This is a genomic window from Bacillus sp. RB3, from assembly GCF_030164735.1.
GTDB lineage: Bacteria > Bacillota > Bacilli > Bacillales > Bacillaceae_G > Bacillus_A > Bacillus_A cereus.
Genome location: NZ_JASNGE010000007.1, coordinates 1 through 18,746, shown reverse-complemented (window position 1 = coordinate 18,746; position 18,746 = coordinate 1). Strand labels below are relative to the sequence as shown.

Sequence of the window (18,746 nt, the reverse complement as noted above, 5' to 3'; positions counted from 1 at the left end):
TTACGCATCTTCTACTAATCTTCCCCTTCTCTTTTTACTTAAAGCTTTTCCTTCCCAAAACAACAAACTTACGAAAGCACAAATTAAAATAATTGGCACACTTGCTTTATATAAATCTGTAAAACTCATAGCCATCTGATTCTTGGCATAATGATTCACATCATTCGAGAATGTGAGTACCTCTTTCTTTATACTTTCCTCTTGTTTTTCAACTTCTTTTGTCACTTGCCTCATAACTTCTTCTCTTTTTACATCCCTATATTCTACTGGAACTTTTCTTAATATTTCATCCGTCTTGTCGCGAATCAATTCTTCCTTTTTCTCTTTACTTAATCCCATTGTCATTGCATTTTGTTTCTTATTTATATTCGACTCTAAACTTTGATTCTCTATTTTTTCTTTAGTCATTTGTAAAATTTCAGTTTGCTCAGTACTATTCACATGAATATTCCGCACCTTTTCTTCTGCATAATGATATACTTTTTCTTTATTTATAGTTAAATTATGAGTTAAGTTAGAGACAAATATTGCGACCGCCAATACAATTCCAACCTGTCGTAACATTGATACAACACTTTGAGAAGCAGTTAATAATTCTCCTTCAAACGAAGACGCACTTAAAACTGTAATTGGCCCCACTACTAAGCCATATCCGACACCTAATATCATACATGGAATAATAATTTCTATATTTGTTGAATGAACATCAATCATTTGCAACCAATAGTAGGAAAGCCCCATAACAAGAAATCCTGACAAAATAATAGTTACTTTTCCGAGTTTTTTAATTAAAGTTGCTGCAACTGGTGAGACAAAAAATATCATCGCTGAAATAGGTGTCACTAAAAAAGCCGCTTCAATTTCCGTTCGACCTTGTAGTTTCGTCAAGAACGTTGGAAGCAATACAGTAACTCCAATTAAAAATAAATTACTCAATATAACAACGCTTGACGCTCCGACAAACATTCGATCTTGAAATAACTTTAAATTCACCATTGGGTTATGAATCTTTCGTTCTACTAAAATAAATAGAATAAGAGAAATAGTGCTAATTGCATAACAAGACAAAGCAATATTACTTTGCCATCCCCATGTATTACCTTTTACTAATATGAGAGTAAATGAAAAAATTGCTGTGCTACTTAATAGTAGTCCTATCCAATCTATTTTTGAGATAATACGTTCTTCATTTTTTATTTGTAGCATGATGCAACATAACACGATTCCTATTATACAAACCGGAACATTAACGAAGAACACCCATCTCCATCCTAAATTTTGCGTAATAATTCCACCTATTACTGGCCCCATAGCAGCTGACAATCCTTGTGTTACTCCTAAAATTGCAAGTGCAACATGCCTTTTAGCTAACGGCATAGCTGATACACCAATTACCATACTTGTTGGAAATAAAATTGCTGCCCCAATACTTTGTATAAAACGAGAAAAAATAAGAAAATCACCTGTATTAGCAAAAGCGCAAAGTACCGATCCACCCCCAAAAATCACCAGACCAAGAATATACATCTTTGCTTTTCCAAAGATATCAGCTATCCGCCCTAACGGAATGGCAAGTACTGCAATCGTCATTGTATAAACATTTAATACCCAAGACATCTTTTCTAATGAAGTATTTACACTCGATTGTATTGCCGGTAAAGCTATATTCATAATTGTCGTATCAATCATACAAAGAAAGATACCTAGACACATTAAAAAGACAATCTTAATACCCTTTGATTGCTCCATCTTTATATACCCCTTTATTTATTGTGAATGCGTTTTTCATTCTTCTGTTTTATTGTTTTCTTTCGCCTCTAACTCTTCTAATTTTTTCTTCAAAGTCTCCACTTGTGCACTATACGATGCAATACCTACATCTAGTGAAATTTCTTCGACGAAAGTAATACCTATTCTCCACTTTTCATATTTCAATCGAAGATCTGCAATGTACGCTTCTTTTCTTTCAATTTCATCTTTAATCCATTTTTTTATTGTTACATCATCACTATAGTTGCCAAAATACATTCTCATTAAAAAATCCGAACGTAAAACATCCTTCTCTATAGGCGTCTGCATGTATTGATAAAATTCTTCACGCCCCTCATCTGTAATAAAGTACATTTTCTTATTCGGTTTTCCCTCTTGCATGACAACCTCTTTTTTTATTTTCCCTTCATTCTCCAATTGCCGTAATGTTGGATAAATCATTCCAAAACTTCCATCAAAAAAATGAGTAAATACGTCTTCAAACACAATTTTAATATCGTAACCAGACAATTCCTTTTCCATTAATAAACCTAAAACAACATCTCTTCCCTTCAAAGTAAAACCCCCACATAGTATATAATCAATAATCATATTAACATTGTTAATATGATTATTGATTATATACCTTATTCTGTTAATTGTAAAATGTTTCTAAATAAAAAAGCCCCATAATTTGGTTTCACCAATTCACAGGGCCATTTTCTTATTTACTCTTTAACACCTACACCTTGCAAAACTTCAATATCCTCTTTCATTTCATAATAATAAGAAGGCAATTCTATACCATGTTCTAAGAAATAATCCTCAATGAATGAAATAATAATTTTTAACGTTTTCACACGAGCATACAATTTATCGTTACTTTCAATAATATGCCACTTTGCATTTGGCTTACTTGTTTTTTCAAACATGTCTTCCATTGCTTCAACATACTCATCCCATTTTTCACGATTACGCCAATCTTCGTCTGTAATTTTCCATCTTTTCAAAGGATTTTTCTCTCTATCTTTAAATCTCTTTAACTGTTCCTCTTTACTTATATGGTAGAAGAACTTCCCTATTATGTAATGGTCATCTGTTAGTAGTTTTTCAAAATCATTAATCTCATCATATGCTCTCATCCACTCTTCCTTTGTAGCAAATCCTTCAACACGCTCAACTAACACACGACCGTACCATGAGCGATCAAAAATGGTGATTTGCCCGTACTGTGGAATTTTGCGCCAGAAACGTTGCAAATAATGGTAACGTTTCTCATGAGGTGCAGGCGCTCCAATTGGATTTACTTGGAACCCACGCGGGTCAAGATGTTCCGTCACCCGCTTAATTGCCCCACCTTTACCAGCCGCATCCCATCCTTCCATAACAAGCATAACCGCGATTTTTTCTTCTTTCAAAATTTGCTGTAATGCTAATAAGCGCCTTTGATATTTTTCTAATTTCTTATTGTACTTAGATTTTGATTCAATTTTTTTCGTTAAGTCTACTTTAGCAAGATGTCCATTTTCCATAAAACAAATCCCCCTTGTTGTATGACAATGTTATTTTAACATATTTTTGGTAATTTTTTCATATCCTAAAAAAACTGTGTAGAAACATCTCTACACAGCTTCCTTCTCTAATTTCACATATATAAGCACATTTAACTACATTAAAATAAATAATTTATACTGAACTCTTAGTATATTCTTTTTATTAAAACGTAAAAATAGTCCTTTTAAAAAGGGCAGCAATCTAAGTATAGAAAAACAAATTTATTCTTTTTTACTACATACGTAATTATGCCGGCTATAAGAGTATTGAATAAGATATTGATTCACTACTCTTATAACCACTTTACATTATATGGTATATTCACTCGTAAAAAGAAGATAATAACAAGTAAATCCATTAAAGAATGGGAGCTCTAAAAAAATGAAACGAAAAATATTAACTCTCTTTACACTTTTATGCTTAGCACTACCAATACAAGCTAGTGCTTACACATTTCAGTCACTACCGATTGCGTCAAAGTCTAAACAATGGTATGTCGAAATTGATAAATCTCATAACTCAAACAAGCAAGCAATCCAGCCAAAGCAAGGTGTATTTGATACGTATAGTTTACTCGTAAAAAACATCGGTCATGATGTATCAAACGTATCTGTGGAAATACTTGATAACAACCCTACCTCTAAAGCTACCTTTAAACCTACTACACCTAATGAAAATATTTCTAAAAGTCATACAAGCTTTGACTACATGGTATTCCCATTAGACTTTAATAGTCATAATTTTAAAGTTGTAATCACTTGGGAAGAAAAGAATTTCTCTTACAATGGCCATCCGGTAAATGAAGGTAAAAAAATGAAACAAACATTTGTATTTAATGAAGACTAAGTCCTAATTTCTTTAGGGCTTAGTCTTTCTTATGGATACCAATCGATACAGCACTAAAGCTTCCTATGCAAGATTGGTTTAAAGAAAGATTCCCATTATTTTTTGAAAAAGGCACCTTTGAAATTCAACGTGTTTGGGATAATGAGCTAGATAAACAAGTTGCTATAACAATTACACATACGTAAAAAAGCTTGGAATCTCTCCAAGCTTTTCTTACTTCTCCTGTACTTTCTTAATCTTATAATCAATTTCTAAAAACTTAACTCCAAATATCCACATTCTATGATTAGCTTCTAGTATGTGATCCGTGCGCTCTTTTATAATAAAAGTCTCTGCTAACGGTAAACGGATTGTCAAGAACCGAGTATGTAAATAAATCCCCTCATCTCCCTGACCATTTTCTCTTAACTTACTAGTAATAATTAAATCATGACTATCATTATATAGTTTCAAAATACCAGTCATATTCGAATAAGGTAAAGGTAAGGCGATATTCATATATGTCTCATTCTTATTTGTATGCTTTGAATAAAGAGCTACAAAAATAGATTTACCTGCTTCATTTTTTCTTAGCCAAGCCCTTACATTCTCTCTTCCATCTTTCTCATCTATGACACTAATGATAGAGCCATGCATCGTTTCCCAATTGCCGCCCATTCCTAAATGTATTTGTTCTACACGCTTACTCATTTTCTCATAGCAAAGTGCGAACGGACGGAACCAACGAGCCCATTTAATATTCGATTGCAATTCATACTCTACTGTATTTTCATAAAAATGAATAATACTTAAAGGAACCTTCGTCACATCAAATGCCTCACTATGAAAGTCATTTACTTTATCAACTAAACCGTTGTATTCCTTACTGTCTACTAAATTGCTGCTATATAAATAAGCCTCACCAATTGCCACATTTCCTCTTAACTTACTCATTGGTTTCCCATAGTATTTATAATTCGGAACACTCTTTTCAATCACCCAGCCGATAAATGCCGGTAACGCTACTCCAATTCCGTTGACAACACCATGAATCCAAACCATTTGAGCAATTGTAATCGTCAAGACATGCTTCAAATTCCCGTATGAATATATAAGTGAGAACATAATTGTAACCATGAGTGTAATAGACGAAACGATTAGAAGAATCTTTGCACTGATAGCATTAAATTTTGCTCTCCAAACGTAAAATCCATACCCATAAATTGCACATAAATATAGGAACACTGCAAAAAATTCAAATATTCTTGAGTATGTAATTCCTATTGCAACTGTCATAGGTGAAATCATGATGATAAACATAATAGCATCATACACTTTACTTCTCTTTTCTCTTTTTCTCCCTATTAAACCAGCTGATAATGGCAATAGAAACGCCGAATAATGAAAATGTGCAGCTGTGAGTAAAACAATGTCAGAGCTAAAATGCATAATTGAAAGTTTTGCTACTGAAGCAGAAAACCAAAAACCACCTAAAAACAAATAAATAAACGCACTATCTATGGCGATCTCTTCTAACGGCTTCCATCCTCTTTCTAGCAATCTACTTACACCAAATAACGCAACAATTCCTGTATATACAAACCAAACTAGCGCAAATAAATAGTGATTTGTGACGAAAGCTAGCATTGCACAAATTGCTGCGATTGGATATAAAAATGATACGGATTTATAAAATAATAATTGCGATCCATCTCTTTTTCTTTTATCAAAAAAACAAAATGACATTGGTATAAATAATAAAACAGATAATAATATAATTGCTTCAACAGGATTTATATTCAACCACTCACATATTAGAAAAACAACATAACAAGCAAGCCCAAATATTATATTTTTCATATCGTTTATTCCCTTTCCACAAATGTTCCCTTATATGAAAAAAGCGAACCAATTAACGGGTTTCGTACTTGTACATGAATTCGAAAACACTGAAGTGTTTCATCATAACTTTCAACAATTTTTGCCTCACCATACAAAAATTTTGGTAACGGCATTTTTCTTCCAAACATATAAAACCATTGTTTCTTTGAAGAAATATGCATTGCCCCTAACTCATCGATATGAAAATGCAGTGTAGAAACGAGTAAATGTGGTTCACCAAAATAATCTACAATTTCATTTTCGTTTTCATCAAACTGCATAACTGCATTAAAATATCTTTTCTTATTTCACCTATTGATTCCCCTTCTCCAACTATTTCAAGCCCAAATCCAATCTTTGTTTTATACAAAAACTTCTGTGGTTCTCCTTCTTTTTTCTCTAAATACGAAATTTCAGTAAAGCGAGCATCCCACTCTGTATGTATATCTGGTTCTTGCGTATATTCCCATAATTTTTCCATCGTCGTGTTCATTTTTGTCGCAACATAAATAGGCTGTTTCCTTTTCATTCTCCCCACCTCCTATGCACTATAAGTTTAATGTACATGCAATGAATTTATTTTGCTACATTTTTCACAAACTTCCTCAAAAAAAGAAAGAATTTTTAAAATATATATAAAACACTTGATTCCCCGAAAAATTTAAATTATTATAAAACAAATGTTACCAACAACTTCATAAATCAAACACTCTCGCCTAAAACGTGAGATAGAGGTTGCGATACTTATGAGTATTCTAATGGAGACACAGAGATGTCTATGAACTTAGATGAAAGGAAGTATTGCCGAAATTGATAAATTTCTCTGCATTTATCAATTGGGGCTGTTTTCGAATAGAAACAGAACTGTCATATGTACAGACGTGTACGTATGAAGAGCTATCTACAAAAAAGAGATATCATTTTTTTATGATATTCCTTTTTTGGCGGTTTTTTTATTAGCTCCGTTTTCTGTTTCCCTTTTCCTGTAACAGCACCATCCTCACTTATTTGAGATGGTGTTTTTTGTTTGTCTTTCTGGTAACTACAGGAGTATTGGGATTTATATATTTCCTAATCTATTCTTAAAAATAGACGAAAGAAGGAATTTGTAATGGAAACAATTGTTCAAAAATTTGGTGGCACTTCTGTCGGAAGCGTCGAACGCATTCAACATGTAGCAAATTTAATTATTGAAGAATATGAACGAGGTCATAGCATTGTCTCTGTCGTTTCAGCAATGGGAAAAAGCACAGATGAACTTGTCGCACTCGCTAACGCTATCACAGAAAATCCAAGTAAACGTGAAATGGATATGCTTCTATCTACAGGAGAACAAGTAACTATTTCATTATTAACAATGGCACTGCAAGCAAAAGGCTATCATGCAATTTCATTAACAGGGTGGCAAGCAGGTATTACGACAGAATCTGTACATAGTAGTGCACGGATTACTGACATTCATACAGATCGTATTCAATCTTATCTTGCTGAAGGTACGATTATTATCGTAGCTGGTTTCCAAGGTATAAGTGTAGAAAATGAAATTACAACGCTTGGCCGTGGTGGCTCTGATACGACTGCTGTCGCATTAGCTGCTGCACTTAAAGCAAAAAAATGTGATATTTATACGGATGTGACAGGTGTATATACGACGGACCCACGAGTTGTAAAAGATGCTTACAAATTAGACGAAATTTCTTATGACGAAATGTTAGAGCTTGCTAATCTCGGTGCTGGCGTATTACACCCGCGCGCTGTTGAGTTTGCTAAAAATCATAATGTAGTTTTAGAAGTTCGCTCAAGTATGGAACAAGAAAACGGAACAATTGTAAAAGGAGAATGTAACATGGAACAACAATCAATCGTTAAAGGTATTGCATTTGAGGATAACATTACACGTGTCACAATTAAAGGATTAGAACAAGGCTCGCTTTCAACAGTTTTCTCTACATTAGCAGCAGCACACATTAATGTAGATATCATCATTCAAAGTATTACAAATGAAGGAACTGTACACCTCTCCTTCTCCATTCATTCGAATGATTTAAGAGAAACTTTAGAAGTTTTGGAACAAAATCAAGAAACTCTTCACTATGAATCTGTAGAACATGAAAATCACTTAGCAAAAGTATCAATCGTAGGATCTGGCATGGTATCTAACCCAGGTGTCGCTGCAAATATGTTCACTACTTTAAAAGAAGAAGATATTCATATTAAAATGGTAAGTACATCAGAAATTAAAGTGTCTGTCGTTATTGACCGCCTTCATTTAGTAACAGGCGTTGAGGCGCTGCATCAATCATTTATGGCGAAAATTGAGCCTTTAGTGCAAATGAGCTAATCTGATATATTTAGTAATGCTAAAAAAATCAGATTAATGTATTACCTTCCTATTAAATAAAAAGCTGTTCGTTAACACGATGCTATATGACATATTAAAAAACACCTTGTCACATTTTCCTATACTGTGACAAGGTGTTTTTGACTGAAAGGAATTTGTAACTACTTAGTAGTATAATTATGAGGATAATTAAATAATAGACTTTTATACATAAGGAGATAAGACTATGGCAAAAAACAAATTACTACGAATGGACAATGTCAGCATCGTTGTAGAATCCCTTGATAACGCAATCTCTTTCTTTGAGGAGATTGGCTTGAATCTCGAAGGTCGAGCCAATGTCGAAGGTGAATGGGCTGGTCGCGTAACTGGACTCGGTTCTCAGTGCGTAGAGATCGCTATGATGGTCACTCCAGATGGCCACAGCCGAATTGAACTTTCGCGATTTCTCACCCCACCTACTATATCAGATCACCGAAATGCTCCTGTAAACGCCCTCGGTTATCTACGCGTCATGTTCACCGTTGAAGACATTGACGAAATGGTATCGAGACTCACTAAGCATGGTGCAGAGCTCGTTGGTGAAGTAGTTCAGTATGAGAACTCGTATCGTCTCTGCTACATTCGTGGAGTCGAAGGAATTTTAATCGGTTTAGCGGAAGAACTCGGTAATAAATAAGTAATGTTTTATAAAAAAGAGGGAATAGCTCTATATTTAAGCTATTCCCTCACTTCTATTAAAACAGATGAATGTTTTCTTTTTTACAAGCTGCACGTAAATCGTCAGGCCATACAGAAGATTGAACTTCACCGATATGAGCTTTACGTAAGAAGTACATGCACATTCTTGATTGTCCAATACCACCGCCGATTGTTAATGGTAGTACGTCTTCTAGTATACCTTTATGGAAATCATACTCACGTTTGAAGTCTTCACCAGTTTTCGTTAACTGCTCATCAAGTGATTTACTATCAACACGAATTCCCATTGATGATAATTCAAATGAAGATTGTAGTACTGGGTGCCAGAATAAAATGTCACCGTTTAATTTCCAATCGTCATAATCAGCTGCGCGTCCGTCGTGCTTTTCACCTGAACGAAGTGCATCACCAATTCCAATAATGAAGACTGCACCATGTTCTTTCGCAATTGCATGTTCACGATCTTTCGGTGTTAATTCTGGATATTTATCTTCTAATTCTTGAGAAGTAACGAAAACAATTTCTTCCGGTAAATACTTTCCAAGGAACGGATATTTTTCAAATAAGTGATCTTCTAAATCTTTGAATATTCCATAAATTGTTTGTACTGTTTTTTGTAAGTAATCGACAGTACGCCATTCTTTTTGAACGATTTTTTCCCAATCCCATTGGTCAACGTAAATGGAATGCGTTGCATCAAGTTCTTCATCACGACGAATCGCGTTCATGTTTGTATATAAACCTTCACCAGCTTCATATCCATATTCATGTAATGCAAATCGTTTCCATTTCGCTAGTGAATGAACAATTTCTAATTCTTCTCCTGAATGTAACATATCAAATTCAATTGGACGTTCTACACCGTTTAGGTGATCGTTTAATCCTGATTTTTTCGTTACGAATAATGGTGCAGATACGCGGAATAGTTCAAGGCGTTTTGCTAATTGGTCCTCGAAAAATGTTTTAACTTCCTTAATTGCAATTTGAGTCTCTCTTACTGTCATTAATGATTGATACATGGTGGTTTCCTCCTAAAATGTTTGGATGTTGTGAAAAGAAGCCAACAAAAAAAGCCCTTCTTTCCCAAAAAACTGGGACGAAAGGCTTTGGTTCCGCGGTACCACCCAAATTAGCAACAGAGGTTGCTCACTTATACAATACGGAGATGAAATATCTCGATACTGTTCTTCTTGTAACGGCGAAGTTCCCGGCTAAGTCTACTTTCCTATAAAGGATTTCGGTTAGCAACTCCAGGAGGTTCTTCATAATAGGCTTCGTATCAGGCTCACACCACCCCTGACTCGCTTAAACTACGTCCTACTACTACTCGTCCTTTCATAGTCGTTTTGTTGTCACATCTCTGAAACATTTTATTAATGATTATTCTATACAAAAAATAAAGAAAGTCAACAAAAAGTTTTAAAATATTTTTCAATTCTTTATTTTACGGCTTTATTGATTGTTGTTAATTTAACATCTTTACTTTTTCTGCCTCGTCAATCCAAAAAATGTTTCACTGACCGAAACTAACGTATAAACAATAATTAATGTGATCGTTCGGAATATAGAATCCGCAGTATTTCTTATTATTTTCATTTTCTTTATAATTCCTTTCAGTTTACTTGCAATTTCATGATATACTATAGCATTCAAGCAGTTTATTTTTACTTAAAGCAATCATAGTCATTTATAAAGAGTATTTTCTAAATCATTGACTATTATCAAATAAGATTTTTATATAACGGAGTGATCATATGAGTAAAACGAAAGCAAAACCGAAAAAAGGTGTAGGACAAGGTACAGGAAGTAAAGGATGGAACCGTTGGCAATCAAGTGCAAAGAAAAAGGCAGCTGCCAAACCATACAAAAGTAAAGGTACAAAGAAGTAATTTAAATAACATTTGATTTCTTTACTTTGTACAAAACAAAATATAATTATTACAACAAAAAAGCTATGCCCTCATAAATTTGAAGGCATAGCTTTTTTATATTAAATCATTAAAATATCTCGAATTTCTTCCTCTGTGATTGAGGACAATTTCCCTTCTCCCGGCTCAATCACTTCAGCGATTAAATTTTTCTTACTTTCTTGCAGTTCATGCATTTTCTCCTCAATTGTTCCCTGAGCTACTAGCTTTATAACTTGCACTGTATTTTTTTGTCCCATTCGATACGCTCTATCGGCCGCTTGTTGTTCAACAGCTGGATTCCACCATAAATCGTATAATATTACTGTATCTGCACCAGTTAAATTAAGTCCGGTACCACCAGCTTTTAAAGAAATGAGAAATAGATCTCCTTCTCCTTCGTTAAACCGATCGCACAGCTCTACACGTTCCTGCGCTGGTGTACTCCCGTCTAAATAAAAGTATGGAATTGCTTGTCGATTTAACTCACGACCAATAATGGAAAGCATCTTCGTAAATTGAGAAAAAATTAATATTCTCTTCCCTGTACTTCTACATTCCTCTAAAATCTCTAACAGTTGTTCAAATTTAGCTGAACTTCCTTTGTAATCATCAACAAATAAAGCAGGATGACAACAAATTTGTCGCAATCTCGTTAAACCAGCTAAAATTCTAATTTTATTTTTACGTAACGTATCTTTGTCTAAATGCTTTAACGTTTCTTCCCTTAGCTTCGCTAAATAAGCAGCATAGAGACTCTTTTGATCGGGTAATAACTCCGATGATTGTAAGTGCTCTATTTTCTCTGGCAACTCATTTAATACGTCCCCTTTTAATCGTCTTAATACGAATGGTTTCACTCGCTTCGCTATATCTTCACGCCTTAAATCACCGAACTCTTTTCTTCCTGGTAATAATTCTGGGAAGACGACATGGAAGATAGACCATAGCTCTTCTAATGAATTTTCTACAGGTGTACCCGTTAGCCCAAAACGGTATTCAGCTTGAATTGTTTTCACAGCTCTTGCCGTTTGCGTTGTAGGGTTTTTAAACGCCTGCGCTTCATCAAGGAATAGTGTATGAAATGGTCTTGCATATAATCTTATATCTCTTCTCAGTAATGGATATGACGTAATTACGACATCAAATTCCGTTATATCTTTCAAAATTTTCCGGCGCTCTGCTTGGTTTCCATCTGCAATAACTGCTCTAATATGCGGGGCGAATTTTTTCAATTCACTAAACCAATTATAAACAAGAGATGATGGTGAAACGACTAATATAGGTAGTTTCTTTTCTCGAATCTCAGGCAAAACAGAATCTATAAAAGCAATGCTTTGCAACGTTTTTCCAAGTCCCATATCATCTGCTAAAATACCGCCAAAACGGTAATGAGCAAGTGTTTTCATCCATTCGAACCCATATACTTGATACTTTCTCATTTCTGCATTTAAAGTATTTGGCACAGCAAACTTTAATTTTTTCGGGTTTTGAATGTTTTCTACTAACTCTTGAACAGAATCATCTAAACTTAAAACATTGCCTTCATGAAGTCCGTTCATCCATTTTACACTCCGAATAAGTGGAACATTTACCTCTTCTCCATGTAAAAATTCTTTCCGAATACCTGATTCTTTTATAAACTGATTAATTTCATTAAACTCTTTACTCTCTAGCGATAAAAACGAACCGTTCGCCAATCGATAATATTTACGTTTCTCTTCAAGGGCCGCTAATACACCTTTAATTTCTGCTTCTGGTATTCCTTTTATATCAAAACGAAATGACAACCAATCAATTCTTTCTTTTCTTCTCACTGTAATAAGAGGAACTGCATCCCCTTTACTAATTCGCAATTTGATTGCTGTCGTCGCATAAATATCAACTAAACCTTTTAATGTTGGCACGACGTGATATAAAAAGTTATACTCAGCTTCTTCATTATGCATAAAGTAACCGCCTTCTGTTTTTGCAAAGGCACTTTCACTCATAATGTCTAAAATCTCTTTTTCCTTTTTCTCATCACGATTAAAAACAGACGGCTGTCCATCCTCTTCTAGCGGATTAATCATGACGTTCCCATAGTGAAATTCAAGACCTGCTAATAAGCGACTTTTCACGCGGTCTAAATACAATTTCGCTTTTAGCGAAGGTGTTTCAACACGATCCGATATTACTTCATCAATGTGTACAGTTCCGAGCTTCATTAATCCTGGTACAACTTTCGCGACGAAATGTTCCATCTTACTTTCTGGAATATAAAACTGATTACTATTTGAGCGACTCATCATCTTTTGTAATTCAATAAGTCGCATACAATCTTCAATGTGTAAGTGATATAATTTCCCATCGTAAAGTGCATTGTTATACATATCCATAACTTGTACACGATTTAAACCATCTATATGAAGTGTAAATCCGCCATTATTTCCCTTCGTAAATTCAAAGTGTAACGGCAACAAACCTTTTGAAACTTGTAATCCCTGAAACAGTTGTTCATTTTGTTTCAGCTGTACATATTCAACTTTAGAAAGTGAAGAGAGCATATCCTTCCACGAAGCTGGCGGTATAAATATCATACTTTCATCTTGTTTCGCATGTACTTCTAGCGTATCTTCATACATTTTTTCATTATGATACATTTTAATGAGCTGCTGAATAATTGCATCCGTTTCTTGTTTAAAACTATGTACATCTGGTGTATATGTAAATTCATTTGAACAATGAAAAGATTCCCTTTTCTCCACCTTAGAAAGAAATTCTCTAATATGATTTATGAAATACACTTTGGCAAGTTTCAATTGAATTCCAAGAAGAGCCCCACCACTTCTCGTAGCAACTGGTGTACATATAAACTCAATATCTAATATTTCACGTGTATCAAAACGGTGTTGTTTACTTTTTGGCCTCAGTGGTTTATCTGCAAACAGCTGAAACATACCACTTGTCAATTGATCATTTCTGTTACTAGCGGAGCTCATTCCACCTGTTTGTTGATTATAGTTTATTTGTATTAATACTGCTGCAACATGTTGACAGTACGTTTGAAAAGACGCTAATGAAGGACAACTACATTTTGCAACAACATCACCCTTTTTGGCTTTTGCTACTGTAACATGGAAATCCTCGTTCCCTTTTACTGTCGCCTCACAAATTTCTTTATTTTCATCGTAATGATCTATTATCACTTTATTTGATTTATAATAGGCTTCACCTCTTTTATATGAGGTATCTCCGCACACTTCTTTAATAATCGATTTATTCAATGTGAAACTCATCGCTTTGACACTTCCTTAATATAAAACCATTTTCTCTTACTTAACATTTTACATGCTCCACGAGAAAATATAAAATGTTGATTTAACAAAAGAAGATGCTTATTTATAAGCATCTTCTTCACTCTATCTCCATCAACCTCTTCGCCTCAAAATACAATACTTGAATAAACTTCTTCGTATTAATTCGCGTATGACCAGAAGATGCGAGTTCATCTTTCGTCATTTCTGTCATCCGTTTTCTAACTACGGTAAAATCGAAAAATTTTGGAGCATAGCTTTCAAATTTTGGATTTGAAAAGTCTGTTAATCCTAAAGAAGCCAAATGATTTAACGACTGATAAATAGCTCGACGTACTCTTTGTTCAGACGCTTTTTTCTCTTTATCAATATCCGCCTCTAAAGCTAAATCCCCTAATTTTCTTATCGTAATATGATGGAAAATTTCTTTTAACGCAGGAAAGCCAAACTCAAATGTCTGTGCCTTTTCTTGACCATATAAATATTCCAGCATACTAAGTAAATCTTTACTTCCATTCTCTCCCGCAATACCGAGTTCTGATAGTAAAAAGCGCCCTAAATCCCCTATCTTTTTTCCTTCTTGCACTGGTTCAGTACGCAATTGCGGTTTTTCCCACTGAAACACGTTATTCAATGATTTTTGAATATCGTGTATAGAACGCTCCAATCTAATACGCTCCATCACTTTGCGTACAACCGATACAACTTCGATTTTATTTAATGGTTTTGTAATATAATATTCTACACCAAGTGTATATGCCTCACCTATAAGCTGCTTCGATTCCACTTGAGAAATCATAATGATTTTCCCCGTGAAAGTTGACGCAATGTGACGAACTGTTTCAATTCCGTCCCTCATCGGCATCAACAAATCAATAAATAAAATATCTACTTTTTTAAAATTTAGTTGATCCGCCTCAATAAAAGCTCCGTCATCCGCCCCACCAATTACTTCTCCAAGATCTCCATCTTCAATAATTTGCGAAAGCATCGAACGGAAAACTTCATCATCGTCTACGATATAATAAAACAAATCTATTCCCCTTCCCGCTTTAAACTACCCTCCGGTAAACAAACGATAAACTTACATCCTCTTTTATTTTCTCGGCCTTCTAATCTCACTTCTCCGCCTAGCTCTGTTACCATTTCATTTATGTAAGAAAGCCCAATACCAGTTGACGGTGTTCCCGTTTGATCATACTTGGAAGTAAACCCTGGCTTAAATACTAATTTCTTATACTTTTGTGCAATACCAGGTCCATCGTCAATTACTTCAAAAAATATATGTTGATCTCTTTTATATAGCTTAATAATAACGACACCTTTATCTTCAATTGCTTCAACTGCATTTGCAGCGAGGTTATTAAAAATTGATAGAACTGTATACACGTGATATGCAGCATGCTCACCTTCTATATGTTTAGAAAAACGTATATCCTTTTCTAGCATTTCAGCATACTTCTCGTTTATTCTAACAATCATTTCTGCTAACTCATGTCCTTCTACATATTCAGCCACATTTTTATCTAATAACAGTTTAGATAATCCTGCAAATATCCTTTGATTATCCTTTTTTATTTCATGCACTTCCCCCGCTATTTTCAATGCTGTTTTACTACTTGAATCAGCGCTTACTTGTAAATTTCGATATAGTTGATATGCTTCTTGTGTAATTAACTCCGCATTTTGTAACGTCTTTTTCAAATGAACAGATTCCACATATAAATTAGAAAGATGCATTAACATATTTTCATTTTCTTTTCGAACTTGCGATTCTTTTAATTTCGTTTCATATAAATTCATCATATTTAAAAAACCAAGTGCAAAGAAACTACGAAAAATAGCAATAATGATGAGTTTATTTACTTCAGAAATCGTTATTATTGTACCTAGTACTAACATGTGATAAAACGCAAGTTCTGACATACTTGCAACAATTTCAATTGAAATTCCAAGGCATCCAATAATGATTGGTTTCTGATGGAACTTATTTACCCTGCAAAGCGAAAAAAAACTGCCATAAATAAAGTAATAGAAGAACACAGGATAACGCAAATAAAATGATTCTGTCATATGAAATGAACCTTGCATGATCCAGTCAAGACATACTCGGAATAAGACTACAGATATACCAACAAGAATACCTGCAACTCCTGCTGGTACTCTTCTTAAAAATAATAATAAAAAGAAGAATAGCGGTGTACCGAAGCTAACTCGAAACGTATCATTAAAGGGATGAAAGTTCAGCTCCCCAGCAATCGGAACAACGACCATTAATATAATTAAAAGGGACATATCTTTCTTCCATAATTGATTCCAATTCAAAGGTGACACTTCCTATACTTTTTTTCAGTAGTAAAAGCGAAAGCCCGCTTATTGTTATAAACGGGCTTTTTTTCTATATTCTAACCTTTTCTACCGCTTTTATTTGGCGATACTCTGGCTTCCACATTGCTTCTTTCACTGCCATCTTGATATCGTTATCACTTAAGTTCACTCTTGCAACACCTTCTGCAACTGCAACTTTAGCTACTTCAATTGCAACCATTTCTGAGATATTACGTAATTCTTCGACCTCTGGTAAAATAGGTGCTCCTGGCTGACTTGTATCTACCATACTTGCAACTGCTTCAGCTGCTGCTGCGAACATTCCATCCGTCATGACGCTTGCTCGTACTACAATTGTTCCAAGACCAAGACCTGGGAAAATCAGTGCATTATTTGATTGTCCAATCACATACGTTACACCGTTATATGTAACTGGTTCAAATGGACTTCCTGTTGCAACTAACGCTCTTCCTTCTGTCCACTCGATTAAATCTGCTGGTTTTGCTTCAGCAAGTGGCGTCGGATTCGACATTGGTAAAATAATTGGTCTTTCTACGTGAGAAGCCATTTCTTTAATAATCTCTTCTTTAAATGCACCTGCAACAGTAGATGTACCAATTAAAATTGTCGGTTTTACATGTTTCACAACTTCAGCAAGTCCGATCACATCATTTTGCTTCCACCCACTTACTTCTACTTCTTTTCTTGCGTACGGAATTTGGAAATCAAGAAGATCTTCCATATTATCTGTAACTAACCCGTTACGATCAATACACCAGAAACGCTTATATGATTCTTCTTCAGATACGCCTACGCGGACCATCGCATCTCTAATTTGATCTGCGATACCGATTCCAGCCGTACCAGCACCAAATACAACAACGCGGTGTTCACTTAGCGGTACACCAGAAGCTTTCACTGCCGATAATACTGCCGCAAGTGAAACTGCACCTGTACCTTGAATATCATCATTAAACGTACAAACATCATGACGATATTTATCTAAAATTTTTCGTGCGTTACGAGAGCTAAAGTCTTCCCAATGTAAAAGTGCTTTCGGGAATTGTTTGTTTACCGCTTGTACAAACGTATCAATAAATTCATCGTAAGCTTTACCTGTTATACGAGGGTGACGATTTCCAATATAAAATGGATTGTTTAATAGCTCCTCACGGTTTGTACCTACATCTAAAATTACCGGTAATACACGACTAGGATCGATTCCAACTGCAGCAGTGTAAACAGCTAATTTTCCGATTGCGATGTTAATACCACCAACGCCCCAGTCACCAATTCCTAATATGCCTTCTCCATCTGTTACAACGACTAAATCAATGTTCTCAGCTGTTGCACCGATATTCGTGAATGCTTCTTCGATACCTGATGGATCGTTAATTGATAAATAAACACCACGTGGTTTACGATATTCATGACTATATCTTTGAATTGCTACACCGACAGTTGGTGTATATACAATCGGTAACATTTCACGTAAATGATCTGTTAATATACGATAAAATAATACTTCATTTCGATCATGTAACGCAGTTAAGTATACATTCTTTAATAAATCATCCGGCTGAGAACTAAATTGTTCGTATGCTCGGCGTGCCTGTTCTTCTAACGTTAAAACCGCTGGCGGTAATAACCCTTTTAAACCTAACTCTTCTCTTTCATTTTGTGTGAAAGCTACCCCTTTATTTAAAAGTGGTGTTGATAATACTTCTGCTCCTCTTAATGTTGTTTCTAATGCACCATTAGAAGCTACTGTAAACTTGCTCATAACATCCCTACCTCTATTCATATATAGCATTTCTATATTGTAAACAAAAAAGAGGGGATTGTCCCCCTCTTCTTTTAATTTTTCTTTAAAAGAGTTGCTCCTGCAATCCCTGGGTGTGTCATTTCGAATGGATCTAGAATTAACTCTAAGTCTTCTTGTGACAATACACCATTTTTCACACAAAGTTCTCGAACGGATTGGCCTGTTGCAATTGCTTCTTTCGCAACGCGAGCTGCTGCTTCATAACCGATATGAGGGTTCACGGCTGTAATAATTCCTACACTTTTCTCAACATACTCTTTTAAGCGATCTTCATTCGCTTCAATTCCTTTTAAGCAATTATCTGTAAAGGCACGGAAACCGTTATTCATAATGCTAAT

General features: G+C 34.8%; 14 protein-coding genes, 3 pseudogenes, 1 riboswitch and 1 other annotated feature. Of the genes and pseudogenes, 5 read left to right on the top strand and 12 right to left on the bottom strand.

The features are described 5' to 3' along the window. The 3 genes from QO049_RS11575 to QO049_RS11565 form a co-directional block, all read right to left on the bottom strand. Positions 1-1,749 carry an MDR family MFS transporter gene (locus QO049_RS11575; protein WP_098378950.1) on the bottom strand — a complete coding sequence of 583 codons (1,749 nt, stop codon included), beginning with the start codon at positions 1,747-1,749 and terminating at the stop codon, positions 1-3. Between the two features lie 36 nt (positions 1,750-1,785). Beyond that, a complete protein-coding gene (locus QO049_RS11570) occupies positions 1,786-2,325 on the bottom strand; it encodes a PadR family transcriptional regulator (protein ID WP_000678329.1) in 540 nt (179 codons plus the stop codon). Between the two features lie 152 nt (positions 2,326-2,477). Continuing rightward, positions 2,478-3,281 carry a polyphosphate kinase 2 family protein gene (locus QO049_RS11565; protein WP_000427320.1) on the bottom strand — a complete coding sequence of 268 codons (804 nt, stop codon included), beginning with the start codon at positions 3,279-3,281 and terminating at the stop codon, positions 2,478-2,480. Positions 3,282-3,684: 403 nt separating this feature from the next. On the opposite strand from QO049_RS11565, the gene QO049_RS11560 reads away from it, so the two are divergent. Together QO049_RS11560 and QO049_RS11555 are read left to right on the top strand one after the other, a co-directional pair. Continuing rightward, positions 3,685-4,149 (top strand): hypothetical protein, encoded by a 465-nt coding sequence (locus QO049_RS11560; protein ID WP_000823343.1) that lies wholly within the window; start codon positions 3,685-3,687, stop codon positions 4,147-4,149. A 29-nt stretch (positions 4,150-4,178) separates the two neighbouring features. After that, a pseudogene (locus tag QO049_RS11555) lies at positions 4,179-4,334 on the top strand (DNA mismatch repair protein MutT); the annotation flags it as partial. A gap of 28 nt (positions 4,335-4,362) precedes the next feature. Here the strand turns inward: QO049_RS11555 and QO049_RS11550 are convergent. The 3 genes and pseudogenes from QO049_RS11550 to QO049_RS11540 form a co-directional block, all read right to left on the bottom strand. Next, a complete protein-coding gene (locus tag QO049_RS11550; protein ID WP_284489278.1) occupies positions 4,363-5,988 on the bottom strand; it encodes a YndJ family protein in 1,626 nt (541 codons plus the stop codon). Positions 5,989-5,993: 5 nt separating this feature from the next. Further along, positions 5,994-6,317 (bottom strand): annotated as a pseudogene (locus tag QO049_RS11545) (DUF4166 domain-containing protein); the annotation flags it as partial. Next, positions 6,281-6,538, bottom strand: a pseudogene (locus QO049_RS11540) (hypothetical protein); the annotation flags it as partial. The pseudogenes QO049_RS11545 and QO049_RS11540, both read right to left, overlap by 37 nt. Positions 6,539-6,730: 192 nt before the next feature. Then, positions 6,731-6,917, top strand: a riboswitch (Lysine riboswitch). Between the two features lie 203 nt (positions 6,918-7,120). Between QO049_RS11540 and QO049_RS11535 the strand changes: the two are divergent. Both QO049_RS11535 and QO049_RS11530 read left to right on the top strand, forming a co-directional pair. Then, positions 7,121-8,350: an aspartate kinase gene (locus QO049_RS11535; RefSeq protein WP_098567531.1), complete on the top strand. Its 1,230-nt coding sequence runs from the start codon at positions 7,121-7,123 to the stop codon at positions 8,348-8,350. Between the two features lie 226 nt (positions 8,351-8,576). Then, entirely contained in the window at positions 8,577-9,029 is a 453-nt protein-coding gene (locus QO049_RS11530; protein ID WP_001107260.1) for a VOC family protein, read from the top strand. A 58-nt stretch (positions 9,030-9,087) separates the two neighbouring features. Here QO049_RS11530 and asnA read toward each other — a convergent pair whose 3' ends face one another. Beyond that, complete coding sequence (gene asnA / locus QO049_RS11525) at positions 9,088-10,071, bottom strand: aspartate--ammonia ligase (protein ID WP_000284914.1); 984 nt, start codon at positions 10,069-10,071, stop codon at positions 9,088-9,090. 70 nt (positions 10,072-10,141) lie between these two features. Further along, positions 10,142-10,400: a binding site (T-box leader), on the bottom strand. A 406-nt stretch (positions 10,401-10,806) separates the two neighbouring features. Between asnA and QO049_RS11520 the strand changes: the two genes are divergently transcribed. Next, positions 10,807-10,941 (top strand): DUF3934 domain-containing protein, encoded by a 135-nt coding sequence (locus QO049_RS11520; protein WP_000047588.1) that lies wholly within the window; start codon positions 10,807-10,809, stop codon positions 10,939-10,941. Between the two features lie 101 nt (positions 10,942-11,042). Here the strand turns inward: QO049_RS11520 and QO049_RS11515 are convergent, their stop codons facing one another. From QO049_RS11515 to QO049_RS11495, 5 genes are all read right to left on the bottom strand, one after another. Then, complete coding sequence (locus tag QO049_RS11515; RefSeq protein WP_000011028.1) at positions 11,043-14,237, bottom strand: DEAD/DEAH box helicase; 3,195 nt, start codon at positions 14,235-14,237, stop codon at positions 11,043-11,045. 118 nt (positions 14,238-14,355) lie between these two features. After that, positions 14,356-15,288, bottom strand: coding sequence for a response regulator (locus tag QO049_RS11510; RefSeq protein WP_284489277.1), 933 nt, complete (start codon positions 15,286-15,288; stop codon positions 14,356-14,358). A gap of 2 nt (positions 15,289-15,290) precedes the next feature. Further along, the gene (locus tag QO049_RS11505; protein ID WP_074595886.1) at positions 15,291-16,589 is read right to left on the bottom strand and encodes a sensor histidine kinase; all 1,299 of its coding nucleotides are present in this window, start codon (positions 16,587-16,589) and stop codon (positions 15,291-15,293) included. Between the two features lie 64 nt (positions 16,590-16,653). Next, entirely contained in the window at positions 16,654-18,366 is a 1,713-nt protein-coding gene (malS, locus tag QO049_RS11500) for an oxaloacetate-decarboxylating malate dehydrogenase (protein ID WP_284489276.1), read from the bottom strand. 74 nt (positions 18,367-18,440) lie between these two features. Then, on the bottom strand, positions 18,441-18,746 hold a 306-nt coding region (locus QO049_RS11495), incomplete at its 5' end, for an aspartate ammonia-lyase (RefSeq protein WP_080466760.1).

Coding starts and splice junctions, on each gene's coding strand:
- QO049_RS11560 (WP_000823343.1), top strand. CDS start 3,685: ATGAAACGAAAAATATTAACTCTCTTTACACTTTTATGCTTAGCACTA.
- QO049_RS11565 (WP_000427320.1), bottom strand. CDS start 3,281: ATGGAAAATGGACATCTTGCTAAAGTAGACTTAACGAAAAAAATTGAA.
- QO049_RS11520 (WP_000047588.1), top strand. CDS start 10,807: ATGAGTAAAACGAAAGCAAAACCGAAAAAAGGTGTAGGACAAGGTACA.
- QO049_RS11575 (WP_098378950.1), bottom strand. CDS start 1,749: ATGGAGCAATCAAAGGGTATTAAGATTGTCTTTTTAATGTGTCTAGGT.
- asnA (WP_000284914.1), bottom strand. CDS start 10,071: ATGTATCAATCATTAATGACAGTAAGAGAGACTCAAATTGCAATTAAG.
- QO049_RS11515 (WP_000011028.1), bottom strand. CDS start 14,237: ATGAGTTTCACATTGAATAAATCGATTATTAAAGAAGTGTGCGGAGAT.
- QO049_RS11530 (WP_001107260.1), top strand. CDS start 8,577: ATGGCAAAAAACAAATTACTACGAATGGACAATGTCAGCATCGTTGTA.
- QO049_RS11535 (WP_098567531.1), top strand. CDS start 7,121: ATGGAAACAATTGTTCAAAAATTTGGTGGCACTTCTGTCGGAAGCGTC.
- QO049_RS11550 (WP_284489278.1), bottom strand. CDS start 5,988: ATGAAAAATATAATATTTGGGCTTGCTTGTTATGTTGTTTTTCTAATA.
- malS (WP_284489276.1), bottom strand. CDS start 18,366: ATGAGCAAGTTTACAGTAGCTTCTAATGGTGCATTAGAAACAACATTA.